Source organism: Nocardia sp. NPDC005998 (assembly GCF_040614395.1).
Lineage (GTDB): Bacteria > Actinomycetota > Actinomycetes > Mycobacteriales > Mycobacteriaceae > Nocardia.
The window spans coordinates 42,489-66,044 of record NZ_JBEXUI010000012.1 but is presented as its reverse complement, the minus strand read 5'-3'; the positions used below and the strand labels follow the sequence as shown (position 1 = coordinate 66,044).

Annotated in this window: 29 protein-coding genes and 2 pseudogenes; 18 read left to right on the top strand and 13 right to left on the bottom strand. The window is 65.5% G+C overall.

What is annotated here, in order from left to right; translation table 11 throughout:
* Together ABZ293_RS18570 and ABZ293_RS18565 are read left to right on the top strand one after the other, a co-directional pair.
* On the top strand, positions 1–141 hold the full coding sequence (locus ABZ293_RS18570; RefSeq protein WP_355182071.1) for a hypothetical protein: 141 nt from the start codon (positions 1–3) through the stop codon (positions 139–141).
* Positions 142–190: 49 nt separating this feature from the next.
* Positions 191–778 (top strand): DUF308 domain-containing protein, encoded by a 588-nt coding sequence (locus ABZ293_RS18565; RefSeq protein WP_355182069.1) that lies wholly within the window; start codon positions 191–193, stop codon positions 776–778.
* A gap of 401 nt (positions 779–1,179) precedes the next feature.
* Here ABZ293_RS18565 and ABZ293_RS18560 read toward each other — a convergent pair whose 3' ends face one another.
* From ABZ293_RS18560 to ABZ293_RS18535, 6 genes are all read right to left on the bottom strand, one after another.
* A complete protein-coding gene (locus tag ABZ293_RS18560; protein WP_355182067.1) occupies positions 1,180–1,464 on the bottom strand; it encodes a hypothetical protein in 285 nt (94 codons plus the stop codon).
* Between the two features lie 11 nt (positions 1,465–1,475).
* Positions 1,476–1,655 carry a hypothetical protein gene (locus ABZ293_RS18555; protein WP_355182065.1) on the bottom strand — a complete coding sequence of 60 codons (180 nt, stop codon included), beginning with the start codon at positions 1,653–1,655 and terminating at the stop codon, positions 1,476–1,478.
* A 344-nt stretch (positions 1,656–1,999) separates the two neighbouring features.
* The gene (locus ABZ293_RS18550) at positions 2,000–2,326 is read right to left on the bottom strand and encodes a Clp protease N-terminal domain-containing protein (RefSeq protein ID WP_355182063.1); all 327 of its coding nucleotides are present in this window, start codon (positions 2,324–2,326) and stop codon (positions 2,000–2,002) included.
* Positions 2,327–2,342: 16 nt separating this feature from the next.
* On the bottom strand, positions 2,343–2,687 hold the full coding sequence (locus ABZ293_RS18545; RefSeq protein WP_355182061.1) for a hypothetical protein: 345 nt from the start codon (positions 2,685–2,687) through the stop codon (positions 2,343–2,345).
* Between the two features lie 70 nt (positions 2,688–2,757).
* Entirely contained in the window at positions 2,758–3,018 is a 261-nt protein-coding gene (locus tag ABZ293_RS18540) for a hypothetical protein (protein ID WP_355182059.1), read from the bottom strand.
* 59 nt (positions 3,019–3,077) lie between these two features.
* Positions 3,078–3,446, bottom strand: coding sequence for a hypothetical protein (locus ABZ293_RS18535; RefSeq protein ID WP_355182057.1), 369 nt, complete (start codon positions 3,444–3,446; stop codon positions 3,078–3,080).
* 258 nt (positions 3,447–3,704) lie between these two features.
* Here ABZ293_RS18535 and ABZ293_RS18530 point away from each other — a divergent pair, with 258 nt between their 5' ends.
* Complete coding sequence (locus ABZ293_RS18530) at positions 3,705–4,913, top strand: helix-turn-helix transcriptional regulator (protein WP_355182055.1); 1,209 nt, start codon at positions 3,705–3,707, stop codon at positions 4,911–4,913.
* Here ABZ293_RS18530 and ABZ293_RS18525 read toward each other — a convergent pair.
* On the bottom strand, positions 4,910–5,218 hold the full coding sequence (locus ABZ293_RS18525; protein WP_355182053.1) for an antibiotic biosynthesis monooxygenase: 309 nt from the start codon (positions 5,216–5,218) through the stop codon (positions 4,910–4,912). The two genes, ABZ293_RS18530 and ABZ293_RS18525, sit on opposite strands and share 4 nt — an antisense overlap.
* Positions 5,219–6,303: 1,085 nt before the next feature.
* Here ABZ293_RS18525 and ABZ293_RS18520 point away from each other — a divergent pair.
* The 6 genes and pseudogenes from ABZ293_RS18520 to ABZ293_RS18495 all read left to right on the top strand — a co-directional run.
* Positions 6,304–7,032, top strand: coding sequence for an NIPSNAP family protein (locus tag ABZ293_RS18520; protein WP_355182051.1), 729 nt, complete (start codon positions 6,304–6,306; stop codon positions 7,030–7,032).
* 92 nt (positions 7,033–7,124) lie between these two features.
* A complete protein-coding gene (locus tag ABZ293_RS18515; protein WP_355182310.1) occupies positions 7,125–7,313 on the top strand; it encodes a hypothetical protein in 189 nt (62 codons plus the stop codon).
* A gap of 705 nt (positions 7,314–8,018) precedes the next feature.
* On the top strand, positions 8,019–9,029 hold the full coding sequence (locus ABZ293_RS18510) for a sigma-70 family RNA polymerase sigma factor (protein ID WP_355182049.1): 1,011 nt from the start codon (positions 8,019–8,021) through the stop codon (positions 9,027–9,029).
* A 33-nt stretch (positions 9,030–9,062) separates the two neighbouring features.
* Positions 9,063–9,374 carry an EthD family reductase gene (locus ABZ293_RS18505; RefSeq protein ID WP_355182047.1) on the top strand — a complete coding sequence of 104 codons (312 nt, stop codon included), beginning with the start codon at positions 9,063–9,065 and terminating at the stop codon, positions 9,372–9,374.
* Positions 9,374–9,880 (top strand): SRPBCC family protein, encoded by a 507-nt coding sequence (locus ABZ293_RS18500; protein ID WP_355182045.1) that lies wholly within the window; start codon positions 9,374–9,376, stop codon positions 9,878–9,880. The genes ABZ293_RS18505 and ABZ293_RS18500 overlap by 1 nt, the downstream gene beginning before the upstream one ends.
* 99 nt (positions 9,881–9,979) lie before the next feature.
* Positions 9,980–10,183 (top strand): annotated as a pseudogene (locus ABZ293_RS18495) (hypothetical protein); the annotation flags it as partial.
* Positions 10,184–10,326: 143 nt separating this feature from the next.
* Here ABZ293_RS18495 and ABZ293_RS18490 read toward each other — a convergent pair.
* Both ABZ293_RS18490 and ABZ293_RS18485 read right to left on the bottom strand, forming a co-directional pair.
* Positions 10,327–10,794, bottom strand: coding sequence for a nucleoside deaminase (locus tag ABZ293_RS18490; RefSeq protein WP_355182043.1), 468 nt, complete (start codon positions 10,792–10,794; stop codon positions 10,327–10,329).
* A gap of 13 nt (positions 10,795–10,807) precedes the next feature.
* Positions 10,808–11,026: an ankyrin repeat domain-containing protein gene (locus tag ABZ293_RS18485; RefSeq protein WP_355182041.1), complete on the bottom strand. Its 219-nt coding sequence runs from the start codon at positions 11,024–11,026 to the stop codon at positions 10,808–10,810.
* A gap of 106 nt (positions 11,027–11,132) precedes the next feature.
* Between ABZ293_RS18485 and cynR the strand changes: the two genes are divergently transcribed.
* From cynR to ABZ293_RS18455, 6 genes and pseudogenes are all read left to right on the top strand, one after another.
* Positions 11,133–12,017, top strand: coding sequence for a transcriptional regulator CynR (gene cynR, locus ABZ293_RS18480; RefSeq protein WP_355182039.1), 885 nt, complete (start codon positions 11,133–11,135; stop codon positions 12,015–12,017).
* Between the two features lie 158 nt (positions 12,018–12,175).
* A complete protein-coding gene (locus ABZ293_RS18475) occupies positions 12,176–12,775 on the top strand; it encodes a carbonic anhydrase (protein WP_355182037.1) in 600 nt (199 codons plus the stop codon).
* A 94-nt stretch (positions 12,776–12,869) separates the two neighbouring features.
* Positions 12,870–13,340, top strand: a complete 471-nt coding sequence (cynS, locus tag ABZ293_RS18470) for a cyanase (protein ID WP_355182035.1) — start codon at positions 12,870–12,872, stop codon at positions 13,338–13,340.
* A gap of 16 nt (positions 13,341–13,356) precedes the next feature.
* Positions 13,357–13,860 (top strand): nucleoside deaminase, encoded by a 504-nt coding sequence (locus ABZ293_RS18465; RefSeq protein ID WP_354957932.1) that lies wholly within the window; start codon positions 13,357–13,359, stop codon positions 13,858–13,860.
* Between the two features lie 126 nt (positions 13,861–13,986).
* Positions 13,987–14,550, top strand: coding sequence for a heme-binding protein (locus ABZ293_RS18460; RefSeq protein ID WP_355182033.1), 564 nt, complete (start codon positions 13,987–13,989; stop codon positions 14,548–14,550).
* A 213-nt stretch (positions 14,551–14,763) separates the two neighbouring features.
* Positions 14,764–16,529 (top strand): annotated as a pseudogene (locus ABZ293_RS18455) (ATP-binding cassette domain-containing protein).
* A gap of 215 nt (positions 16,530–16,744) precedes the next feature.
* On the opposite strand, the gene ABZ293_RS18450 reads toward ABZ293_RS18455, so the two are convergent.
* A complete protein-coding gene (locus tag ABZ293_RS18450) occupies positions 16,745–18,337 on the bottom strand; it encodes an HD domain-containing phosphohydrolase (RefSeq protein WP_355182031.1) in 1,593 nt (530 codons plus the stop codon).
* A 251-nt stretch (positions 18,338–18,588) separates the two neighbouring features.
* Between ABZ293_RS18450 and ABZ293_RS18445 the strand changes: the two genes are divergently transcribed.
* Together ABZ293_RS18445 and ABZ293_RS18440 are read left to right on the top strand one after the other, a co-directional pair.
* Complete coding sequence (locus ABZ293_RS18445; protein WP_355182029.1) at positions 18,589–18,756, top strand: hypothetical protein; 168 nt, start codon at positions 18,589–18,591, stop codon at positions 18,754–18,756.
* Positions 18,757–18,912: 156 nt separating this feature from the next.
* On the top strand, positions 18,913–19,242 hold the full coding sequence (locus ABZ293_RS18440; protein ID WP_355182027.1) for a hypothetical protein: 330 nt from the start codon (positions 18,913–18,915) through the stop codon (positions 19,240–19,242).
* Positions 19,243–19,337: 95 nt separating this feature from the next.
* Here ABZ293_RS18440 and ABZ293_RS18435 read toward each other — a convergent pair whose 3' ends face one another.
* Positions 19,338–19,904, bottom strand: a complete 567-nt coding sequence (locus ABZ293_RS18435) for a TetR family transcriptional regulator (protein WP_355182025.1) — start codon at positions 19,902–19,904, stop codon at positions 19,338–19,340.
* 188 nt (positions 19,905–20,092) lie between these two features.
* Between ABZ293_RS18435 and ABZ293_RS18430 the strand changes: the two genes are divergently transcribed.
* On the top strand, positions 20,093–20,884 hold the full coding sequence (locus ABZ293_RS18430; protein WP_355182023.1) for an SDR family NAD(P)-dependent oxidoreductase: 792 nt from the start codon (positions 20,093–20,095) through the stop codon (positions 20,882–20,884).
* A gap of 118 nt (positions 20,885–21,002) precedes the next feature.
* Here the strand turns inward: ABZ293_RS18430 and ABZ293_RS18425 are convergent, their stop codons facing one another.
* Together ABZ293_RS18425 and ABZ293_RS18420 are read right to left on the bottom strand one after the other, a co-directional pair.
* Positions 21,003–22,616: a long-chain fatty acid--CoA ligase gene (locus ABZ293_RS18425; RefSeq protein ID WP_355182021.1), complete on the bottom strand. Its 1,614-nt coding sequence runs from the start codon at positions 22,614–22,616 to the stop codon at positions 21,003–21,005.
* An 89-nt stretch (positions 22,617–22,705) separates the two neighbouring features.
* Positions 22,706–23,536 (bottom strand): hypothetical protein, encoded by an 831-nt coding sequence (locus ABZ293_RS18420; RefSeq protein ID WP_355182019.1) that lies wholly within the window; start codon positions 23,534–23,536, stop codon positions 22,706–22,708.
* Positions 23,537–23,556: the final 20 nt, after the last annotated feature.

Sequence of the window (23,556 nt, the reverse complement as noted above, 5' to 3'; positions counted from 1 at the left end):
ATGTTCCCGTTTCGCGCGTTCCGATGGGGCGAGCAGCGCAGTGTGGCAACGGTTTTCGCGGGTACGGCGGCGCTGTGGAGCTGGGCCGAGCTCGCGGTACTGCACGGGCGGGGACCCACCGTACGGGATCTCATCGGCTAGCGATTCCACTGCCTTTGTTCATTCACACCGATCGAATGGAAGAGTTTTCATGAACACCACTGCGGTCCAGCCTGTTTCGACGTCCGAACGTTCGTCGATGATCCGCCTGTATCTGGTCCGCGGCTTCCTGGCGATAGTGTGGGCTATCGCCTTCGCCGCGGCCCACGACCCCCTGAACGCCGTCGCGCTCACCCTCCTGATCGCCTACCCCCTCATCGATGCGGTGTCCTCCGCCATCGATTACCTCGCGGTGCCGGACGGCTCCGAACGCCGCGTGACCGCCCTCAACGGCGCATTGAGCACCCTGGTCGCCATCGCCCTCGGCATTGCCGGAACCATTGGCGGTGTGGCCGCCGTGCTGGCCGTATTCGGTATCTGGGCAACGATATCCGGTGCGGCTCAACTGGCCGTCGGCCTCTACCGCCGCGGCCCCACCCTGGGCAAACAATGGCCGACCCTGATCTCCGGCGGCCTATCCTTCCTGGTCGGCGCCGTCTACGTCAGCCAAGCCATCGGCCCCGCCCCATCTCTGGATGTCCTGTCCGTCTACGCCACCGGCGGCGGCATCTTCTTCATCGCACAAGCCGCACTGCTGATTTGGAAGTCGCGGTCCCAGCGGACGACCGGACAGGTGTAGAACACCTCCCGGTCACGGTCAGCTGTTCGGCCCCGGCTGGACTGATAAAGCCCAGCGCGAGAACGCATGAGGTGGATCCGACGGTCAACCAGTCGAGCATCGCCTGCATACGATCGGACGGCTTCGGCTGCCGACCAGGCGGAGCATCGGCGGCGCAGGCAGGTCTGTGTCGGTAGACGACGATATGGCTTTGACGAGAGGCGGCCAACTCCCCGGCCCGTCGGTGAGCCGGGGAGTAGCCGTGGCGGTGTCCAGTGGCGTCGGAACGGAGCGAGCGGCGCATCGCCGAGATTCGGGCCGGAGACGGTGCCGGGTCGGCTGGCACTGGACACAGCCCCGCCTCTGTTGATTCGGAGGCGGGGCGCAACCGGACCCTGGACGCTATATCCGGATTACCGGCCTTACTTCTCCAGCTTCTCCAGCATCCAACTGCCGACGGCGTACATGTCATCAGCGGGGATGGCGCGCGTGTAGTGCAGGGCCGGGGTTATCCAGCGGATCCGACGCCATCCACTGGCCGGACGGATGACCCACCAGCCGTATTCACGATGAGGATTCCACTGGTTCTCACCGGTGTAGCCGGGCTCACGGGAGACACGCCTAAACCGGAAGTACAGATTGTGACGCAGCCTAAACCAGCGGCCCTGCCACGTGGTCAGGCCGCTGCTGATATGGAGCAGCTTCATCGGGGGCCAACCTAGCACTGGATGAAGGTGGGTATGGTCTCGTTTCGGCCCTCATCGGTCCCGGTGTCCCACGTCGCCCGCATAACTATCCGGCCCTGCCACACGCCGGGCACGCAGTCCAACGCCATCGCGGGTGCGGCTTCTGCCTTGTCGTCGCCCTTGCCGGTCACGGTGCCGGTTACCAAGAGCATCGCGAACAGCGCAACGACTGAGCCGCCGATGATCCACGCGGTTCGGTTGCTGGGGTTTCTTCGGCGTATGCCTCTGCGGCATTGGGCGGGGCGGTTGGCCATGGGGCTCGGCCGGATGCTGGTACGTCAATTTCTCCCCTGGAAACTGGATGGGATGCGACCTGACAGGCCCCGACAGGGCGGCTCCCCCGGACAGGAGTCGTCGCGTGCCGACTCATCCTGACAGGGCAGATTTTTAGCAGAAACAGATTCCGGAAACCAGTCCGCCTCGGTCGGTCTGTCCGACGAACAACAGTGCCCCGCCTCCGAATCAACGGAGGCGGGGCACGTTCGGCGTTTCAGCCCTATTCGTAGTGCTCGACGACGCGGCCATCCGGATATTCGGTGACCACTCGGCCGTCCGGGAAGTGCTCGACCTCGCGGCCATCGAGGAACCGAGCGCGGTTGCGGACCTCTCGGAAACTCTCGCTATCCATCGTTTCCCTCAGCTGCGCGATGATGCCGTCGAGATCGACCCCCATGCGTTGCAACTGTCGCGTGGGCACCGTTTCGAGGTCGCCGAGGATGGCGAGAAACAGGTGCTCGACGCCCACGTACCCGTCACGCTGCCCGAGCTGCTCGGCGGCGGCGAGGATCTGATCGACCTCCGGCGTGCGGGGGATATCGTTCATCAACCCATCTTCCTGCCTAGGTGCCGAGGACTTCATACCATTTCCAATACTCTTGGCCGAGCTCGGTTATCTGCATGCATTTCCATTTCCGCCAGCCTTTACCGGTCCAGGTCTTGACGCCCGCTCCCTTATTGAGCCGGGAACACGACAGTGTGGGGCTTCCGTCTGGATTCGCCTCGGATTCCGTCCAGTTCGCCGAGTCGCTGCCCTTGCACGCACTGTTGTCGTTGTTTGGGTCGACGTGCCCGAGCAAGCACGGCCCGGCGTGCGCGACCGATGTGGTGGTGAGCGCCTGCCCGCCGAGTAGTGCGGCGCTGACAGCGACAACCGTGATGGATGCCCGAATCGCGTTGAATCTCATAGATATCCCTCCATTACCTACTACTCCCGCACCCCACGGGAGAGATCAGAACCGCCTCGAACGAGGCGCCCTACCGCTCGACATATGCGGCGGGCCGCAGCACCCCCGCGTCGATCAAAGTCCAGACAGCCTCATGTTTTGCGCCGCATGAGTCGGCGTCGCAGTTGATGCGCTGACGGAATACGCGGCGCGCTTCATCGACGCTGTACGGATGATCCGGCGCACGGTGGCACTGGTCGCGAGCGATGCGCGCGAGTATCTCCGCGCTGGGACGCTCACCGTCGACGTGCACCGGACGGTCGACGAGGTACGGCAGTACGTAAAAGAGCACGACGCCCAACGTCAAAACCCCGGCGACCGTGCCACATACAAGTCCGGTCGTCGACACGGCTAGTCAACCTCCGTGTCGTCGATCGAGATCGGCTCGACCGTGATCACGGCGTGCTCGTCGATCTCGTGGTGGTCATCCAATTCGAACGCGAACGTCTGGCCGACATACCCGTGATCGTCGACAGGCGCCCATGATCCGTCGTCGCGCTGCAACCACCCCGCCGGGCGATCAGTTCCGGCGTTGGCATCGCTCATCGCGACAACCAATGCGCCGCTTGCGCATTCGATGGCGGCCGTGCAGTAGCGGCAAATGCCGGTGTCCGGCTCGGCGTCCTCATAGGTGCAGCGGGGGCAGGGCTTCGCCGTTGGGGCTGTGGGTGCGGGTAGATCTGCCCACTTGCGGACCGCTTCCGCGAACACCTCGACCACATCGCCTGGTGCGCCGCAGTATGTACCGGGCGGTCCGACGAACGGATCACGCTGCGGCAGTGTTGAATCGGACGATGCGACCACAGGGCCACCCCCGGCAGGTAGACGGTTGATTCGCCCCGCCGCCGAGGATGAGGGTCGACTCGGCGACGCGGCGTGTCTAGAACGATGGCGCAGCTTCCGACTGTGAAGTGCGAAGGATTTTCGTACTCTTAGCACTACGGACTTGGCACGGCGTTCAATGAAACGGTGGTGACCATGAGCGCAGATCGCGCGGCAGTAGCTGCCCGAGTCGGTGAGGCCCGACGACTGGCGGGACTCACGCAAAAGGAACTGGCAGAGAAAGCAAACGTGTCGACGGCGCTCATCCGCTCTGTCGAACAGCGACGAGCGCCAGCAACGCCCGCCTTTCTCGGCGCCGTGTCGAAAGCCTTGCGGCTGTCGGTGACCGACCTGACCGGGCAACCGTACGCGCCCGCACCTGGCCCGGACACCGAAGTGCGCTCTGCGATCGCCGTGCTTCGTACTGAGCTGGCCGCCTACGACATCGACAACGCCGCTGTAGCCGAGCCCCGCCTCCTTCCGCAGCTCGCCGCCGAAGTCGACAAAGTGTGCACCTGGCGGCGGGCGGCAAGTTTCCACAAGCTCGGCGAGCACCTACCTGGCTTGCTCGGCGAACTACGCGCCACCGTGCACCGCGCGACCGGCGACGACCGTAATCGCGCATTAGTGATGCTGTGCGAGCTGTACTACTCCGCGCACTCACTAGCGCACAAGCTCGGCTACTCCGACCTCGCCGCGCTCGCCGTAGATCGAATCGCATGGGCCGCCGCCGAAGCTGACAACCCGCTCTGGAAGGCAACAGCCCAGTTTCAGCGCGCAGCGCTGCTCACTTCTGGCGGCGACTGGACGGCTGCGCTCAGCTTCCTCGAGCGATGCCGCGGCGATATCGAGCCTCGGCTCGGCGTCGGCCGCCGTGACGACCTGATCGCGTGGGGTGGGCTGCACCTGCAATCCGGTCTGGCTGCGTCACGATCTGGCCGCCGTAGCCTGGCGGACGAGCATCTCTCCGAGGCTCGAGCCACTGCCGAGCGACTCGGCGACGACCGCGACCAGGTCCTCAGCTTCGGCCCGACGAACGTCGGCATCTGGTCGGTCGCGCTGGCAGTCGAAGCGATGGACGGCACCGAGGCACTCAACCGCGCCCGCGCTCTGGTACTCCCCGCCGACGCACCGAAAGAGCGTGCAGGCCACCACTACATCGACCTGTCGCGCGCCTACCTACTTCACGGCGACCGTCGTCGTGCGTTCGACGCGCTGCTCACTGCGAAGTCGATCGCACCGGCGCAGACCCGCTACAACCCAATGGTTCACGAGACCGCTCGAGCACTTGCACGCGCTGAAGCCCGCGCCGTCGACAGCGTGCACGGGTTCGCCATGTGGTGCGGGATTGCCCAGCGACTCTAGGCGGGTAGGCCCTTCGCGACGGCCGGGGCCAGGAACTCGACGCGGAATGACGCGACGTATTCGCTGCGCTTGTCCAGGAACCGCCGGGTGTGTGGCTGCCGCTCATGCTCCTCGAACGCATCGCGGTCGCGGTACACCTCATAGAAGATCCGCGAGAGCGGTTCACCGTCAACGGTGTTGGTCGCATAGACCAGCGTGCCGGGCTCGTGTTCGATGATCTGCCGAACGGTGTCGGCGACGAGTTGGTCAAACGCGTCGGCCGCGTCCTGGTCGAACAAGTCGAACTTCACCACGAGAGCGAACATGGCACGACCGTAGCAGTGGGCAGCGATCGGCGGCACGTTTCGTGGACGTCGTCCACGAAAGGCCCCTATTTTGAATCCCGACGGTATCTGGCTGAAACCCGACTAGCTAGCTGCGGAAGATTTCGAACGTTCTGCGACCGAACAGAAACGCGCTGGCGTGGCTGTTGAGCGCGGTGACGAACTCGCCGACGGCCTGGTCCGGGAACGGGGCTTGTCAGCCGCCGTGGGTGAAGGCGCCGTTGAGATCTTCCTCAGGTCCGTCGGGGGGCCTGCATCACGCCGTCGAGGGTCAGGAACGTCTGAACGGTGAGCTTCATGTGAATGAAGACGGAGCGGCGCACTGATTCTGAACGGTCTCACGTCGAATCGACGCCGACCGAGTCGGAACGCATTCTCTCCGTGCCGGTGACGACGCCTGGCATTGTTCTCTCCCCCTGGCCGCGAATCTTCGCACCTTCCTTGGGAAGTCGCGGCCTCGTCGGCAGTACCTGAGGCCGCGAAACGGCGCCCCTGGGAGTTGGGGCTGCACACCGACGCGGCGGCGGACTACCGTCCAGGTTCTGTTCACATTACGAAAGGTTTGAAGCCATGTTGTTCATATCGATGGCTTTAGGGTTGTTCGGCCCACTGCTGGTACCCACAGGAAGCTCGGATTGTTGGATGGACAGCACTGCTCCCAGGTGCTGGCCCCACTAGATTGATTCTCGCAACGGGGTGGGCGGAATTGTCGTTCACCCCAGTTGCCTGTCCCCCGACTTGCGCGCTAGACATCACACCACCCCTGTGCCCTGCGCGCGGCTCGTCTGGCAATCGAGTTACCGGACACAGCACCGGCGCTGCACGGCGGCGGTGGACATGCCGGACTGATGTCGGCTCGCAACTGCACTGACACCACCATGCGAACACTCGCTCTTCGGCATTTCCCTACGCCGCAGGTGCCGAGGTGCACCAGTCCCGAGTAACTGCAGGACAGAGCGGTGCGACAATCGTTGCCGCAGGTAGAAAGGGTGCACCACAGGGGTTCGATTCCCCGGGGCCGGCCAACCGCTCGCGATGCGCGTATCGACAGTGGCATTGTGGGAATGGTGACCCAAAACCACTGGCCGGTCGTCGAGTTCAGGCAGTACACGCTGCGACCAGGCAGCCGTGATGTGCTCATCGACCTGTTCGATCGAGAGTTCGTGGAAACCCAAGAGGCCGTGGGTATTCGCGTAATTGCCCAGTTCCGCGATGAGGATGATCCGGACCGCTTCGTCTGGATACGTGCCTTCCGTGACATGACCGCCCGCACTGCGGGTTTGACGGCCTTCTATATCGATGGAGCTGCCTGGCAAGAGCACGCCGCGGCCGCCCGCGCCACGATGGTCGATACGACGAACGCGCTGCTACTGCGTCCGGCGACGTCGACCTCCGAATTCTCGCTCCCTGCCGATCGCCCAGGGGTGGAAGCGACGCTGTTGCCGCAATCGCGTGTCCTGGCCACGATTTACAAACCCGACATTGCGACCGGCGAGTTCGCCGAATTCTTCAATAGCCAAGTGCAGCCCGTTCTTGCCGCCACCGGGGCAGCACTGATCGGCAGCTACGTCACCGAGCCAGCGCCGAATACCTTCGCGATGCTTCCGGTTCGCGCCGAGACCGTGTTCGTTTCATTCGCGTTGTTCGAGAATGCGGACCGGCTCGATGAGCACCTCGATGTGCTCGCTCGCTCGCGAGTGTGGGTGGAACAAGTGCGGCCAGAGCTGTTGAAGCGACTGTCGGAGCCGGTGCAGCAATTGCGTTTGGCGCCGACCGCGCGGTCCCTGCTGCGCTGACCAGCCGACGCCTGTGCGCGTCGGCCCAGTGGTTCGAGCTAGCTGCCGCGGTGCAACTTGGATGATGCTGTTGTCAACTTCACCACAATCGCCTGGTGGTGAACGGGATGCTGTATCGGTTGCGCATCAGCCGCCCGTGGCGGGATCTGCCCGAGCGCTTTGCGCCGTGGCAGATTAATGGTGTGCACTGTGCTCAGAACTCGGTTCAGAATGAATGGCGTGTCGGTTTGGCTTGCCGCGCAATATCTTTGAGATTCTTGCTGTGGTTGATGAGGTGGTGAGCGATGCGTCGTGGGCGAGGCAGGAACCATTGATTCCGGTGCGACAGCGACGCTTTCGGCATCCGGGGCCGTCGACGGAACGACAACCGGCTGCCCGACCCGCGCGGAACGCAGAGTCCCGCTGCATCTCGTCCACGCCAAGACAAGTCGTAGGTGCGAAGCAAGAGTCGACACCTCGGCATACATGTTAGCGCCGGTGACTCCGTGCCCGACTGGTAGAACAGTCGCGGCAGGACGTGGAAGCCCGACATGTCATCGGTGCGTTTGATCACCTGAATCGTCAGTGCGAGAACCTTTTTGGTCCACTCGACCAGACACCCGGCGCACCGAGCACTACGACGACGGCCCGCATACGTTGCACCAACTGCGGACTTCGCGGCTGCCCCACGCCGGTGCTGGCGGAGCTGTCCGGGCAGCGGTCGGTGCGCAGCCTGGTTGAGAACGCGCAGGTGCCCGACGAAGGGCTGCGGCGCTTCCACGCCGACAACAACCCGGCCGCCCGGCGTCGGGTCCGTTGAGTAGGAAGCCGGAATTCGCCTCGTCGCGAGTCGTCGCCCGGAGAGCATCGAAGCCGCCACCTACCCGCAGCACCCGGCGCTGCCGGACGAGGCAGTGCGGTGCGAGATCGGCGCGCCCCGTTTTCTGGGTAGTTGGTGTCTATACAAGTGGGAGATGAATAGGCCCGATCATCGTAAGGACGGGATGATGGACGACTTCTTGCTGACGCAAGCGCGGCAGGGCGATGGGCAGGCATTCGGTGAATTGACCGGGCCATACCGGCAAGAACTGCAGGTGCACTGCTATCGCCTGGTCGGTTCGGTTGCCGAAGCCGAAGACCTCGTTCAGGAGACGCTGTTGGCGGCGTGGCGGGGAATGGACCGTTTCGCGGGGAGTTCCTCGCTGCGTACCTGGCTCTACAAGATCGCCACCAATCGGTGCCTGAACGCCCTGCGCGATCACAGCCGCCGCGCGCAAGAGGTCACCGCGACTTCGTCGAACGAGCTTCCCGAGACGGGCCGGCTGTGCGAGGTGCCGTGGCTGGAGCCCTACCCGGACGCGGCGGAGGGATTTGATGCGCAGCCCGGCCCGGAGGCGCTACTGGAGAGCCGTGAAGCCGTGTCGTTGGCGTTCGTGGCTGCGGTGCAAACGCTGCCGCCTCGCCAACGGGCCGTCCTTGTACTGCGCGATGTGCTCGGATACCGAGGAGACGAGGTCGCGGGCCTGCTTGACACGACGTCGGACGCGGTGGCCAGTGGACTGAAACGAGCCCGACAGGCACTCTCGACCCGGCAGCGGGCACCCCAGCGCCCGGTGCTGCCGAATTCTGTTGCCGAGCGGCGCGTCGTCGACGCCTTTGTCGCCGCGTTCGAGCGTTGTGATGTACCAGCGATGGTCGAGCTGCTCACCGACGACGCGATATTCTCGATGCCGCCTTTGACACAGGAATACCAGGGCTGTGACGCCATCGCGGGTTTCTTCACCGAGTGGGGCTTCGCGCACGGCACACGGCGATTCCGGCTCATACCCACCCGAGCCAACGGCCAGCCGGCATTCGCGCGTTATCTGCGAGATCACCACGCAGGCATAGCCCACGCACATGGGATCACGGTGCTGACGCTGGATGGCACCCGAATCGCTCAACTCACCGCCTTCCTCGACACCGGCCTGTTCCCTCGGTTCGGCATGCCCCGAACCCTGCCCATCGAGAGCGTTTGAGACCGATCCACAACCGAAAAGGATGAACGAGACATGGTCCGCTACCTCGTGCTGTACGCAACACCCGAGGACCCCGATGCCTTCGAGCGGCACTACTGCGAGTCGCACATTCCGCTGATCAAGGTGCTGCCTGGACTGCGCCGGTTCGCCTTCGGTCACTCTCCGACACCGGGTCGTGGTGAGCCGTACTTCTGGGTCTCGTCCTTGGAATGGGACGACATGGCAGCCCTGAAAGCGGCATTCGCCTCGCCCGAGGGTGAGGCGGCCGCGCGCGACGTGGAGAACCTGACCAAGCCCGACATGCTTCGCAGCATGATCTTCGAATTCGAGGAAGTAATCCACTGATGGAAATCGACGGCTCACCCGACCACCGCGGAAGCGGCCGGGTAGCACTACACGACTCGATAGAGATATCCGCGCCCGCGCAGCAAGTCTGGGAGCTGATCTGCGATTGGGCCGGTATGTCGCGCTGGTGGCTGCCTGCCGAAGAAGGTGGACTCCAAGGCCCTCAACTGATCAGTTGCGAGTTGGTCGGCGCACCGGGATCGGTACCCCGTACCCGGCGAATGGTGTTGAGCGATGGTGGAGTCGTCGAGGAAACGATCTTCTACCAGAACGACGAAACACGGCGAATCCACTACATCAAGGCTGACAATCAGCACGTCGTAGGATATGTCGCCACCACGTATGTCGACGATCTAGCCGACGGAGGTTGTGTGGTACACATCGCATCGACATTCGACGCGACACAACCGGATGCCAGTTCGGCTGCGGCAGCCTGGTTCGCGGACATCTATCGATCCATGTTCGCGGGATACAGCCGATATTTCACACGACAATCGGCACACTGACATCCGTCGCGGGTGAACCCCCTAGCGTCGATAGCGAGCTGCGCCAAGTCAGAGTGCAACTGGGTGACCGGATGGCACAAACGCACCGATGACATGTCGGGCTTCCACGTCCTGCCGCGCCGTTGGGTTGTGGAAAGAACCTTCAACTGGATCCTCGAGCACCGCCGATGCGTCCGCGACTACGAACGCCGACCCGACCACCACGATTCCATGGTCTACCTCGCAATGATCTTCACCCTATCCCGCCGCCTCGGACACATAGCTTCAAAACGCCTTCTTAATGTCTGCCTTACGGTTTGGTGACTGTTCGGGTGATATCGCCTATGGGACATTGGTTCTCGGATTGCTGTGGATGAACGGTGGGCGCTCGTTGACGTTCTATTCCAATCTGGCTGTCGGCGTGGATGTGCGAATCGCAAGGCGCGCAGTCGAACTCGGTAGCGCGGTCATGGATTCGCTGCGTGGCGCTGGAACGGCGCGAGCGCCGCATCGCCGAGATTCGGGCCGGAGACGGTGACCGACGTGTCGCTGGACCCGATGACCTCGGCGCAGCGCAGGGTGAATCGTGGGTGCCCGCCGATGATCGCGGTGAAATCCGGCTCGGCGGCGCCGAAGACGACGCGTGTGATCCCGGCCCAGACGATCGCGGCACTGCACATGGGGCAGGGCTCACCACTCGCGTAGATCGTGGCGCCGATCAGCTCCCCGGCGTGCCCGGCCTCGATCGCGGCCGTAATGGCGACCAGCTCCGCGTGAGCGGTGACGATGCCTGCGCTGGCCACCTGGTTGCGACCCTCGGCGATCACCGCTCCGCCCGCGACGATGACGGCGCCGAACGGGCGATTGCCCTCGTGACCGGCGTGCTCGGCGAGCGAGATCGCCCGCCGCAGATGGGTTTCCTCGTTCTTGATCATGCCGTTCCTTCGCTCATGCGTGGCCACGCAAAATCGAGACGATCGCGGTCTGCCCCCGGCGCTGCGCGTTGTCGAGCGCGGTGCGGCCGGCTCCGTCGCGGATCGACGGGTCGGCGCCGGCGTCGAGCAGGGCGGTCATGACCTGCTGGTATCGCGCGGATCCGTCTCCGTAGACGATCGCCTCGTGCACGGCGGTCCAGCGCGGCGCTGTTCGGAGGGGACGCCTGTTCACCTGAGATCTCCTGACTCGTTGCTGACTTCCACAATGCCCAGCGCGTCCGATAGAGTCCAAGACTTACTTTCCATCATCACGATAGATTGCATCTATAGGAACGATCATGGAGCTGCGCCACATCCGGTACCTGTTGGCGGTCGCCGATCACGGCAACTTCACCCGCGCGGCCGAGGCGTTGCACATCTCCCAACCCACCTTGTCGCAGCAGGTCAGGCAGGCCGAGCGGGCGCTAGGAGTGGAGCTGCTCGACCGGTCCGGCCGCACCGTACGCCTCACCGAAGCCGGCGCGGCCTACGCGCATCACGCGCGACTCGCCCTGCGCGACCTCGACGCTGGCGAGCGCGCGATTCACGACGTGCAGGACCTGTCCCGAGGACACCTGCGGGTGGCGATGACGCCGACCATCACCGCCTACCTCATCGGCCCGCTGGTGCATCAGTTCCATGTCGCGCACCCGGGCGTGACCCTCACCGTCGTGGAGACCACCCAGGATCGGATCGAGGCGGACCTGCTCGCCGACCGCATCGATCTCGGTATCGCATTCACCGGCACCCACGCCGCCGGGATCGAGAACTCCGCGTTGTGCACCGAGAATCTCAGCCTGGTGGTCGGATCGAGTCACCCCCTCGCCGCGCGATCGGAGCCGCTGCCGGTTCAGGAACTCGCACACCATCCGCTGGCGCTGCTCAGTCGCGACTTCGCAACCAGAGCCCACATCGACGCCTACTTCGATCAATGCGAGATCAGGCCGAGCATCGGGGTCGAGGCCAACTCCATCGGCGCACTGATCGAGTTCGTTCGCCGAGGTCGGCTCGCCACCGTCCTACCCGACGCCATCACGCGTGCCCAGCCGGACCTGCTGCCCACCGCGCTCACCCCCGCGTTGCCCACCCGAACCGTGGAACTCTTGCGTCGCAGTAGCACCTATCACTCGGCAGCCGCACGCGCCTTCGCCGCGATCGCCCAGGCAGCCACACGGTCGAACTGAGCGAGCCGTACCAACAAAAGTCGGATCGCCGTCGGATCGACTATAGATGAGACCAATCATCACGATGGGCATCAAGTATTGGACTCTATAGCGACAGGTTGTGCATGGTGGGATCGGTCGGGACCAACCGGCCGAGCGACCCTCGAAGGGAGCGATCCATGCACGACCTCGCCGCCGGAGTCATGCACTTTCAACGCGATGTCTTCCCCGCCAAGGCGGATCTGTTCGCCCGCCTCGCGACGACCCACCGTCCCGACACCCTGTTCATCGGCTGCTCCGACGCACGCGTCGTTCCGGAACTGATCACCAACAGCGAGCCGGGTGACTTGTTCGTGATCCGCACGGCAGGCAATCTCGTCCCGGTCCACACATCCGGAGCCGACGGCGTCGCGGCGAGCATCGAGTTCGCCATTGCGGTGCTGGGGGTTTCCCGCATCGTGGTGTGCGGCCACTCCGGGTGCGGCGCGATGACCGCCTTGGCAGAACGCCATGACCTCAGCGGCACACCGGCCATCGCCGAATGGCTCGAACAAGTCGATGCCACCGACGCGTCGGCCACGGGGCCCGAGCCGGATGACCGCGTCTCGATGCTCGTGCGATCGAATGTCGTTGCGCAGCTGGCCAACCTGTCGACCCATCCATCGGTGTCCCGCGGCGTGGATGCCGGCACCGTGACCGTCGAAGGATGGGTGTTCGACATCGGCACCGGCGCGGTCACTGTGTTCGACGCCTCCGGATCCGAAGCCCTGACCGCATAGTCATGGTCTCCGCGCGCCGCGCGGGAATCACCCTCCACAACGCCGACCCACCCTTGCCGTCGGGTCGGTATTCGACCAGAAAGGAAGCACACAGATGGTGCACGCACAGCTCGACCCCACCGCCCGCCTGGCACTGGCCGCCGCGGCGGTGGAGGCCAAGACCGCGAAACATCTCACCTGGCAGCAGATCGCGGATGCCGCCGGCTACTCGGTGGCCTTCGTGACCGCCGCGGTCCTCGGCCAACACGCCCTCCCCGAGCAGGCCGCGACGGCGGTTGCCGAACTGCTGGGGATGGACGACCACGCAGCGATGCTGCTCCAGACGATCCCGACCCGCGGATCCATCCCCGGAGGTGTCCCGACCGATCCGACGATCTACCGCTTCTACGAGATGCTGCAGGTCTACGGCACCACCCTCAAGGCCCTGGTCCACGAGCAGTTCGGGGACGGGATCATCAGCGCGATCAACTTCAAGCTCGACGTGCAGAAGGTCGCAGACCCCGAGGGCGGCGAGCGCGCCGTCATCACCCTCGACGGCAAGTACCTGCCCACCAAGCCGTTCTGACAAACGAGGACAACCGATGACCGATTTCGCACGCCACACCATCGACCTCGCGCGCCGCAATGTCGCCGAGGGCGGGCGTCCGTTCGCGACCGTTGTCGTCAAGGACGGCCAGATTCTGGCGGAGAGCCCGAACAGGGTCGCGCAGACCAACGATCCCACCGCGCACGCGGAGATCCTTGCCATCCGCGAGGCATGCACCAAGCTCGGCACCGAGCACCTGACCGGCACCACGATCTACATCCTCGCCCTGCCCTGCCCGATGTGCCTGGGCGCGCTGTACTACTGCTCACCCGACGAGGTCGTCTTCCTCACCACCCGCGACGCCTACCAACCGCACTACGTCGACGACCGAAAGTACTTCGAGCTCAACACCTTCTACGACGAGTTCGCCAAACCCTGGGACCAGCGACGGCTGCCCATGCGCCATGAGCCCCGCGACGAAGCGGTGGATGTGTACCGCCTCTGGCAGGAGGCGAACGGCGGCGAGCGTCGCGTCGCCGGCGCGCCAACCGCCAACTGAACCGCAATGCCCATGCCGTCCGAACAGCCCACCGAAAGCAGCCGGTGATGGCGACGGACGGTATCAGCCAGCAGATGGCCATCTCACTCCCCAGCCGCCATCGATAAACCAAAGGAGAACGTACCCATGGACATTCGCAAGAAGACAGGCAAGCGCACCGGTGCCCTCATCGGCGGAGCACTCGCCGTCGTCGCCGCGGGCACCATCGGCGCATTGGCGGTAGGCGGCGTGGACACGGGCCCGGCGGCGCAACCAGTGCTCGCCGGCAGGGTCGAGCCAGCCGACCTGCGGCAGACCGATCACCTCACGCTTGCTGCCGCCACCGAGGCCGCGCAGGCCGCGCTCGCCGCCGCGAGCCAGGAGAATCAGCGAGTCAGCGTCGCTGTCGTCGACCGTGACGGCAATACCATCGTGCTGCTGCGCGGGGACGGCGCGGGACCGCAGTCCTACGAGTCCGCGGAGCGGAAGGCCTTCACCGCAGTTTCCTGGAACGCGTCGACCGCTCAGCTGGCCGAGCGTCTGGACAAGACCCCGCGGCTGGCCGACATTCCCGGCACCCTGTTCCTGGGGGGCGGTGTCCCGGTGGCCACGGGTGGCACACCGATCGCCGGCATCGGTGTAGCGGGTGCACCCAGTGGTGATCTGGACGAGAAATACGCCCGCGCGGGTGTCGCCACGCTCGGCGACTGAGGTCGGCATGGCGTGGTGCAGGAGCCGTGGCACCGGTCCCGCGTCGCGCTGGGGTCTGTCCGGATGACGGTGTAACACGGTCGCCTCGCGCATTCCTGCTGCCCGGGCCACCGCGTGGCCCCGCTGCCCGGGTGCGGCGATCGCTTCGCGGTGGTCGCGATTTGAGGCAAACGCCTCATGCGACCACGGAGGCGGCGGACCGATGATCAGGGCATGACGAAGCGAGTTCAGGAATCACGGAGGTTACCGTCATGACCGAATTGACATTCGAACCACCGACCGTCGAGTGGTTCGGTACGCGCACTTCAGATCACGCACCTAACGGCGGGCGAATCGATGCGGTCAACGTAAGCCGACAGGTCGGGTCGCGGCAGATTCTCCAGCAGCTGTCGCTGTCGGTCGAACCGGGCGAGTTGGTCGCCATTGCCGGCGGCAGTGGCGCAGGAAAGAGCACATTGCTGGAGATCCTCGCGGGACTGCGACCACCGTCTGCCGGGGAGGTTCGGCATGACGGCGTCGTTCGCGGGGCCCGAGTCAGCGCCGATTCCCGTATCGGCTACGTGCCCCAAGAGGACATCATCCACCTCGAGATGCCCCTGCGCCGCACGCTGCGCTACGCGGCGCGGCTGCGGCTGCCCGCCGGCACATCGGCGGCCGAGGCGGACCGGGTAGTCGAAGAGACCATGCATGACCTCGACCTGGCTGATCGGGCCGAGGTGCCGGTCCGTGCGCTCTCCGGCGGCCAGCGCAAGCGGGCCAGTATCGCCGTGGAGCTACTGACCCGGCCACACCTTTTCTTCCTCGACGAACCCACCTCCGGGCTCGATCCGTCGACCGCAGCCGACGTGATGCGCCTGCTGCGCCGACTCAGCCAGCGCGGGGTCACAGTCGTCCTCACGACGCATGAGCCGAACTCCATCGACCGGTGTGACCGGGTGGTATTCCTGGCACGCGACGGCCACCTGGCCTTCACCGGCAGCCCGACCGAGGCGCGGCGCTACTTCGGCGTCGAGGATCTCGCCGAGGTGTACGACCGGCTGGCTCGTGAGCACACCCCGCAGATCTGGGCGGAGCGATTCGCGGACAGCGGGAAGTCGATGACCCAGCCCGACTCGGCTCTACTGCCCAGCCCCGCCGCCCGTTCAGACGTCAAGCGCACAGACATGGTCCGGCAATGGTGGCTACTCACCCGACGCAATGTTGATGTTCTCCTACGTAACCGGCTGACCCTGGCGGTCCTGCTCGGCTCACCGGTGCTGGTCACTGCGATGATGGCGACGCTGTTCAAGCGAGACGCGTTCGATCCGCGTGGCGAAGCCGACCTCGGCCCGGCCCAGATCGTGTTCTGGATCGCATTCGCGGGCTTCTTCTTCGGCCTTACCTACGGACTGCTCCAGATCGTCGGGGAGATGGCCGTCTTCCGGCGGGAGCGCCTGGCCGGGCTCAGCGTCGGCGCCTACGTGGCATCCAAGGTGACAGCGCTGCTTCCGGTGCTGGCCGGAGTGAGCGCGGTGCTCCTCGGTGTGCTGCGGGCGCTCGGTCGGCTCCCCGCTGTCGGATGGGACGTGTCCGCCTTCCTGTTCGTGACGATTGTGATCGAGGCGACCTCGGCACTGGCCCTCGGATTGCTCGCCTCGGCCGCGGTCTCCAATGCCGCGCAGGCCGCCCTCGCCCTGCCGATGCTCTGCTTCCCGCAGGTTCTGTTCGGTGGCGCCATAGTCCCCGTTGACAAGATGGCTCTACCGGGACGCCTGATGAGTCTCGGCCTGTCCAACCGCCACGCATTCGAAGCGCTGGGTCGCGACCTGGAGCTCGATCGGTACACCGCCAAGCTGCCGGCCATGTCCGCCTACGGCGATACCTTCCACGGAGGCACCGGCGCCAGTCTCATCGCGCTCGCCTCGTTTGCCGTTGGCCTCATGCTGGCCACGATATGGGTCTTGGACCGGCGGTCCCGGCCCAGCGCATCCCGGCGATGAAGGCCCCGCGCAGTCGGTCCCGCTGTCGGCTCGGCCAACCCGTTACCGGGTCCCGACTGTGCGTAATCAGCCGGGTCTCCGGCGCGCTCCGCATCCCCACTTGCCCGTCCACCGGACGGGCATCGATGACGCCGCTGAGCCATGTGACGTCAATAGCGCACCCGGGCAGCATCATTGGTGGTTGCCGAGCTGAAGTACCTGGCGCAGTGGATGTTTCAATTTCGGACGGCCGCATTGACCGGGAACCCTGCCAGACCCCGATCGATCGCGGCGAGACTGGCCTGCGTGCGGTTGTTGACGCCGAGCTTGGCGTAGACACGTTCGACGTGGTTGCGTGCCGTTTTCTCGGCGATGAACAGTTCGGCGGCGATTTCTTTGTTCGATCGGCCTTGCGCGACGAGTCGCAGGATCTCGACCTCGCGGTCGGTCAGCCCGGCCGGCCAGGGCGTTCGCCGCGAGTTCCGCGGACCGGCCACCGCAAGCACGGCCGCAACCGACTCGGCGTCGAAGCGTCCGGCGCGCGCCTCCTTTCGCAACTGATCGGCAGCGCCGCGAGGATCGAGCGGCGGCCGGTCGGGACGCGGCTCGAGCAGTCCCTGATAAGCCTCCGCCGTGGCAAGCAACCGGTCCTGCGCGGTCAACTCTGCGCCGGCGATCCCCCGGGGAAAGCCGGACCCGTCGATCCGTTCCCGGTGCTTCATCGCGATGGGCACCACCGACTCCAGACCGTTGACCCGACTCAGTATCCGGCCGGTCAGATCCGGATACATCCGTACCCGTTCCCATTCAGCCGTAGTGAGCGGCCCCTTCTTCTCCAAGATCCGGTTGGACACTCCCATTTTGCCGAGGCCGTGCACTAGGCCGGCACGGTAGAGATGCGTGATGTCCGACGGCGACATGCCCAGGTGTCGGGCCGCTCCGGCCACCAGATTCGCGACGCCACGCGAATGCCCCAGAGTGAACGGAGATTTGAGATCGACGAAATCAGCCATGGCCTCGAGTAACTCGTCGCTCTCCTCGGCCGTCATGGTTCGGTCACGATCCGGTGCTTGGGCCAACGCTGTGGTCCAGACGTCGATTTCGAGCAACCCGTCCACGATCGCCGCCGCGTCGCGATCGAACACCGCTGCCACGGCTGGGCTGAACTGACTGCCGCGCCGAGAACGGAGAACATCCTTCGCGTGCTCGAGCCCACCCGTGCGCAGGTGCACCTCGACGACGTCTGCGACGTGCGCGATGTGGATCTCGACCGGGATATCGTCTCCGCGAGAACCGTTGGGCAACCCCCGGCCGTCCCAGCGTTCGAAGGCGTAGGCCAGCGCCTTTCCGACCTGCTCGTCCAAGCCCATCCGATCGGAGAGAACCCCGGCGGAACTGCAATGCGACTGGATCAGTGTGGCGACCCGGCTGCGAGCCGTGACGAGAAAGGCTGTGGCACGGATGCCGCGCTCCCAGCCCGGCAATCCGCGTCCGACATGACTCATCATCAGCCGCAGATACGGCAGGCCGGTCGTGTCCACCGTGTAGGTGTCGGCTCGGAAGGCAATGTCGTCGCCGAAGAGCGCGGAGAGTTCGTGGGAGTCGGCGTGACAACCGATCCACGCGACCAGGTCGGCGTAGTACACGGTCGCCCGCTGTTGCAGGTCGAGCCTCATCCGCTCGGCGATCCGGGTCGCGATCAAGGACGACCGAAGCATGTGTTCCATCGGCTGACCCAGACCGAGGTCGATCGCAAGCGATATCGCGGCGAGCAGTTCGGCTCTGCTCAGACCCTTTCCCGAGCCGGGCACCGTCCCGTGCGGGTGCATCTTCCCATTGTCCACCCGGACAACGGCCATCTCTGCGCGAAAGACGGGACCACTATGTCCGCGCCGCAGCACGCCCGCCATGACCAGCGCGCGCGTTTCGGAGCCCTCCGGCTGCCTGGAGGTGGGCGCCTTCGTGCTACCAGCGCCGGGGTTGCCGAATCATTACCCGCCGCCACCTGTGTGGTGGAATTTTATTGTTATTCGCGTGATTTCCTGGTTGCGGTGGGCGTGCTCGGGTGACTATGTACCGCATGGATTCGAGGAACGCCGCGGCGCGGTTGCTCGCAGAGATCCTTGCCGCCGGCTTCACCGTGGATGGGTTCATCCGCTTCCTGCGGGCCGACCCGACCGCTGACACCGCGGTGCTACCGCCATCCTCCGGTCAGTGGCGGATACCGCCGCCCGGGCAGAGCTACTGAACCCGAACGCACGGGGCGAACCCTTTTGCCGTGCGCCGATCGTGCGGCGTCCGGTGGTGGACATCCTGGGGTGCGTCGTCAACGTCTCGAGGGTCGATTCTTATGCGCGACAGCGGATGCTGATCGCCGCACTGCGCTGTGCCGGTCAATGATCCGATGACCGAGTGGATCGATGATCGTGCGCGGTCGGCCGAAATGGTCGCGCAGCTGCCTGTGACGCCGTGCGGGTTCGTCGCCGTCGTTGGCAAATCGGCTCGATCGACGGTGATTGCCGTTCGGGCACTGGAGGATTCGGTGATTTCCTGGACGGACGTCCGGGCTACCGACCTGCCCGGACGTCGCCACGGCTGGGGCCGCTTCATCCGCAGCCCCGGCCATGACTGGCGCTCAGGATTGGGCCGCTGGCCGCTTGGCAGCAGGAAGACGACACTCGCCGCTATGACAGCGATGACGAACGTCGCGAACGACGCGACGGCAAAGGCGTGACCGGCGGCGGCAACACTGCCGACTGCCGCGGGATGGAACGAGCTGCGAGTGCGACGCGCTCCGCGGGCCTGGTGTGACCGGAACCGGCAGGCGGGTCAGGCCTGCTGCGCCCCGCGTGCCAGCAGCAACAGGGCGTCGACCAGTTCCTCTGCCGGAAGGCCGGTGGCGAGGCTGCGCAGTTGCAGTCCGAAGACCAGCGCGACAGCGGTGCTCGCCAGCCGCTCGGCGTCCGGTACGTCGAGACCGGTGAGGATCCGCGCGGCCAGCTGGTCGTATGCGGCGAAGCACTGCGCGGCCGCCGTGCGCAACCGCTCGTCGCGGCCGGCCTGGACATAGAGCTCGAAGGGTGCGATGTACCTGCCGTCGGACTGCGTGCACCCGGCGACCTGGCCGACCGTGGCGGAGGCACGATCGATGTCCATCCCTTCGGTCCCGCACTGGTCGGCGAGCTCGGTGAAGCGCCGGGTCTCCTCGGCGACGAAGTGCAGCAGGCTCTCACGCAGCATCTCGTGCTGGGTCGTGAAGTGGTAGGTGACCGAACCAAGGGAGACCTTGGCCTCCTCGGCGATCCGCCGGTTGGTGACCCCGGCGACGCCGTCCTCGCCGATGATGCGCAGGACGGCGTCGATGATGCTCTGCCGGGTTCCGGAGGACTTGGACATAGCGGCCATTGTGCCACCGGTGCGGCGGGATTCGGACGGCGGTCGCCGAGGTCAGCGGGATGCTGTACGCGCTGCGGATGCCGCCGATCGCGCGGTGGCTGGCGGACGCGTGAGCTGCTTTTGACACGGTCACCCAACTTTCGTACTGTTCGTTCGTTCGAACGAACAGTTTTCAGGAGGCTAATCACATGCGCATTGCAGGATCAACCGTTCTCCTCACTGGTGCCGTGGGCGGCATCGGTCAGGCCATCGCCCGAGAACTGGCTGCCAAGGGAGCCAAGCTGGTCCTCTCCGGGCGCCGCGCCGACGCCCTGGAGGCGCTCGCCGACGAGCTCGGTGCGCGAGCGGTCACCGCCGATATGGCCGACCCGGATCAGCTCGACCACCTCGCCAAGGCCGTCCCCGACACGGACATTCTGATCGCCAACGCCGCTATGCCCTCCACCGGCGATCTACTCGACTACACGCCCGAGCAGATCGACCGCGCGCTGACGGTGAACCTGCGCGCCCCCGTCATGCTGGCCCGCGCGCTCGCGCCCCGGATGGTCGAGGCGGGCCGGGGACATATTGTCCTCGTCGGCTCGATCTCCGGGAAGGCGGCCACCAAGTACTCCTCGCTCTACAGCGCTGCCAAGTTCGGGCTGCGCGGCTTCGCGCTCTCTTTCCGCCAGGACTTGCACGGTACGGGGGTGGGGGTCTCTCTGGTCCAGCCCGGCGCCGTACGCGACGTGGGCATGTTCGCCGCCACGGGCGCCACCCCGCCGACCGGCGTACGCATGGTCTCCCCGCGCCAGGTGGTGACGGGGGTGGTACGGGCCGTTGAACGCGATCGGTGCGAAATCAATGTCGCGCCGGTGGAATTGAAGATACTCAGCGCCCTCGCCGGGCAGTTCCCCGGCTTGGCGGAGAAGGCACAGCGCGGCTCCAGTGCCGAGCGCACCATCAGCGAGGTCGTGGCGGCCCAGCGGGACATGCGGTAGCCACCTGCTGCGGCGCCGACGGAGGCCGCCCGCAGTGGCGACCGGCCACCGCGGGCGGACGGACGGCGCCGAGCCGACCGTCACCTGCCGAGTGCCGACCATGGAACAGGATTGCAGGTCACGGCCGATCGGCAGCCGAAAACCTTTCGCGCAAAGCGATTTTCTTGAACTTTCCAGTGGCCGTCCGGGGAATCGCGGAAACGAACTCGAATCGTTCCGGCAGCTGCCAACGGGCGAATTCCGCCGCCAGATGCTCGCGCAACTGGTCCGGATCCGTCGTCGCACCGTCGCGCAGCGCGATGACCGCCAGCGGGCGCTCGCCCCACCGCGAGTCGGGAACGGCGATCACCGCCGCCTCCGCCACCGCCGGGTGCGCCATCAGGTGATTCTCCAGGTCTACCGAGGAGATCCACTCGCCACCGGATTTCACCAGGTCCTTGGCCCGGTCGCAGATCCAGATGCAGCCACGGTGGTCGATGCGGACGATGTCCCCCGTGCGGAACCAGCCATCCGGTGTGAAACTGTCCGCTCCCTTGCCGCCGTGATATGCGGCGGCCACCCACGGTCCGCGCACTTCCAGTTCACCCATGGCGCGGTCGTCCCACTCGATGAACTCACCTGTCTCGCTACGTGCGCGAATGTCGAAGAACGGCATAGCGACTCCCTGCCGGGCACGGAACTTGTACTGCTCATCCGTGCTGCTCTCCTGGAGGTCGGCGGGCAGACGGCTGACGGCGCCCAGTGGCGCGGTCTCGGTCATTCCCCACGCCTGCACGACCGTGAGGCCGTGGCGGTCGTATCCCTCGAGCATGCTGCGCGGCACCGCGGCACCGCCGACGATCAGGCGGTCGAGGCAGCTGAGGTCCCAGCGTTGCGGTTCGGCGTCGAGTGCGTCGAGCATCGCCATCCACACGGTCGGGACCCCCGCCGTCATGGTGACACGTTCGGCGGCGAGCAGATCGAGCACGCTGGCCGAGTCCAGCCGCGATCCGGGCAGTACCAGCCCCGCCCCGAGCAGCGCGGCCGCATAGGGGAGACCCCAGGCGTTGGCGTGGAACATGGGCACGACCGGCAGCAGTGTGTCCCGTGCCGATACCCCCAGCGCATCGGGGAGTGCCGCGGCCAGCGAATGCAGCACCAGCGCCCGGTGCGAATACACCACCCCTTTCGGTCGGCCCGTGGTGCCGGACGTGTAACACATTGCGGCGGCGCGTCGTTCGTCGAGAAGCGGCCACACCATCGGCTCCGCGGCGTCGATCAACGTCTCGTAGCCGAGCATCCCGTCCGGTGTCGGGGCATCGCGGGTGATGGCGATGATGTGCTCGAACGGGTGCGCGTGGCGGAAGGTCTCGAACACCTCGAGGAGGGATTCGTCGACCACGATCACCCGGTCCCTGGCGTCTCCCACGATGAAGGCGAGTTCGTCGGGATGCAGCCTGGGGTTGAGGGTGTGTACGACCGCCCCCATCGCAGGAACCGCGAAGTACAGCTCGAGGTGCTCGGACTGATTCCACAACAGCGTCGCGACCCGGTCGCCGTCGCCAACTCCGAGTTCTGCCAAGGCCGAGGCCAGCTGGCGCGCGCGTACGGCGCACGCCCCGAGCGTGGTGCGCTCAACGCTGCCGTCGGGGCGGCGTGAGACGACCTTCGCTCTGTCGTGGAAGCGCTCGGCGCGTTCCACCACCGCGGTCAGCGACAGCGGATAGTCATCCATGGTCAGTCCATTGATCACGTACAACTCCTGAATGATCTGGGCGCAACGGGCCACCGGGGGAACGCCCGCTGACGCGATGACTTCCTCGGCTGGCCTGTCGTCTGCGTTCAGAATGTGCGGACGGGCAGCGGCTTGATCAGCGGGGCCAGCAGGACTTCGGACTGCTCAACCGTGAGCACCTCCGACGGGTCGAGCTTGATGATCTCGCGCTTGGATTCGTCGATCTCCCACACGTCCTCACCGATCAGACGGCCCTGGTCGTCGTAGGGCCAGATCATGTGCTCGACGTTCTTGACGAGATAGGTGGCGTCCGGGTCCACGTCCGCGCCGGCCTCGGCGAGGATGACGCCGGGTGTCTGCTGATAGATCGCCGCGGTCGAGCAGATCGTGTTGTCGCCGACCGCGAGCTTTTCGTCATCGACGTAGAAGATGCACTGTCCGGTGCCGGACCACTCGTTGTACACGGCCTGCACTGCTTCGGCACCGTCCAAGACGGTACTGATACCGAACACATTGAAGTTGTAGACGGGGTGCGCGACGGTCATCTCCGGGTCGAAGATCTCTCGCCAGCGGCCGGCCATCTCCAGGTAGCGGTGCCTGTTGTAAGCGTGCAGCAGGTACAGGTGGCGCGGGTTGTCAGTGACCTCGATCAATCGCTCCACAGCGAGGTTGGTCTTGGTGATGTCGAACCGGCTCATGTCGCGGTTCCTTCCTGCCACCGATCCGCGGCGTAATGCGAAGGTCTGCGGGCCGCAGGACATCTGCGTGCGACCTCCGAAGGGAACGTGACCGATCGGCCACGACACGCCACAGTAAGAGATGCAGTTCACAATCTGCTCGTCGCGAGACAACAAGCTTCCCGATGTCAATTGTGCTCGCATCACACATCTGCGCCCGGCCGGCCAGCCAATTCCCGCTAGGAACTGTGGCAGGCTCACAATGGAGGACGTAACTACTG

Excerpts from the sequence above, each read along its gene's own strand:
- ABZ293_RS18555 (WP_355182065.1), bottom strand. The coding sequence starts at position 1,655 with ATGCTCTTGGTAACCGGCACCGTGACCGGCAAGGGCGACGACAAGGCA.
- ABZ293_RS18550 (WP_355182063.1), bottom strand. The coding sequence starts at position 2,326 with ATGAACGATATCCCCCGCACGCCGGAGGTCGATCAGATCCTCGCCGCC.
- ABZ293_RS18545 (WP_355182061.1), bottom strand. The coding sequence starts at position 2,687 with ATGAGATTCAACGCGATTCGGGCATCCATCACGGTTGTCGCTGTCAGC.
- ABZ293_RS18430 (WP_355182023.1), top strand. The coding sequence starts at position 20,093 with ATGCGCATTGCAGGATCAACCGTTCTCCTCACTGGTGCCGTGGGCGGC.
- ABZ293_RS18525 (WP_355182053.1), bottom strand. The coding sequence starts at position 5,218 with ATGTTCGCTCTCGTGGTGAAGTTCGACTTGTTCGACCAGGACGCGGCC.
- ABZ293_RS18460 (WP_355182033.1), top strand. The coding sequence starts at position 13,987 with ATGGACATTCGCAAGAAGACAGGCAAGCGCACCGGTGCCCTCATCGGC.
- cynS (WP_355182035.1), top strand. The coding sequence starts at position 12,870 with ATGGTGCACGCACAGCTCGACCCCACCGCCCGCCTGGCACTGGCCGCC.
- cynR (WP_355182039.1), top strand. The coding sequence starts at position 11,133 with ATGGAGCTGCGCCACATCCGGTACCTGTTGGCGGTCGCCGATCACGGC.
- ABZ293_RS18505 (WP_355182047.1), top strand. The coding sequence starts at position 9,063 with ATGGTCCGCTACCTCGTGCTGTACGCAACACCCGAGGACCCCGATGCC.
- ABZ293_RS18435 (WP_355182025.1), bottom strand. The coding sequence starts at position 19,904 with ATGTCCAAGTCCTCCGGAACCCGGCAGAGCATCATCGACGCCGTCCTG.
- ABZ293_RS18510 (WP_355182049.1), top strand. The coding sequence starts at position 8,019 with ATGGACGACTTCTTGCTGACGCAAGCGCGGCAGGGCGATGGGCAGGCA.
- ABZ293_RS18500 (WP_355182045.1), top strand. The coding sequence starts at position 9,374 with ATGGAAATCGACGGCTCACCCGACCACCGCGGAAGCGGCCGGGTAGCA.
- ABZ293_RS18570 (WP_355182071.1), top strand. The coding sequence starts at position 1 with ATGTTCCCGTTTCGCGCGTTCCGATGGGGCGAGCAGCGCAGTGTGGCA.
- ABZ293_RS18445 (WP_355182029.1), top strand. The coding sequence starts at position 18,589 with ATGGATTCGAGGAACGCCGCGGCGCGGTTGCTCGCAGAGATCCTTGCC.
- ABZ293_RS18530 (WP_355182055.1), top strand. The coding sequence starts at position 3,705 with ATGAGCGCAGATCGCGCGGCAGTAGCTGCCCGAGTCGGTGAGGCCCGA.
- ABZ293_RS18490 (WP_355182043.1), bottom strand. The coding sequence starts at position 10,794 with ATGATCAAGAACGAGGAAACCCATCTGCGGCGGGCGATCTCGCTCGCC.
- ABZ293_RS18440 (WP_355182027.1), top strand. The coding sequence starts at position 18,913 with ATGACCGAGTGGATCGATGATCGTGCGCGGTCGGCCGAAATGGTCGCG.
- ABZ293_RS18450 (WP_355182031.1), bottom strand. The coding sequence starts at position 18,337 with ATGCACCCGCACGGGACGGTGCCCGGCTCGGGAAAGGGTCTGAGCAGA.
- ABZ293_RS18465 (WP_354957932.1), top strand. The coding sequence starts at position 13,357 with ATGACCGATTTCGCACGCCACACCATCGACCTCGCGCGCCGCAATGTC.
- ABZ293_RS18560 (WP_355182067.1), bottom strand. The coding sequence starts at position 1,464 with ATGAAGCTGCTCCATATCAGCAGCGGCCTGACCACGTGGCAGGGCCGC.
- ABZ293_RS18475 (WP_355182037.1), top strand. The coding sequence starts at position 12,176 with ATGCACGACCTCGCCGCCGGAGTCATGCACTTTCAACGCGATGTCTTC.
- ABZ293_RS18565 (WP_355182069.1), top strand. The coding sequence starts at position 191 with ATGAACACCACTGCGGTCCAGCCTGTTTCGACGTCCGAACGTTCGTCG.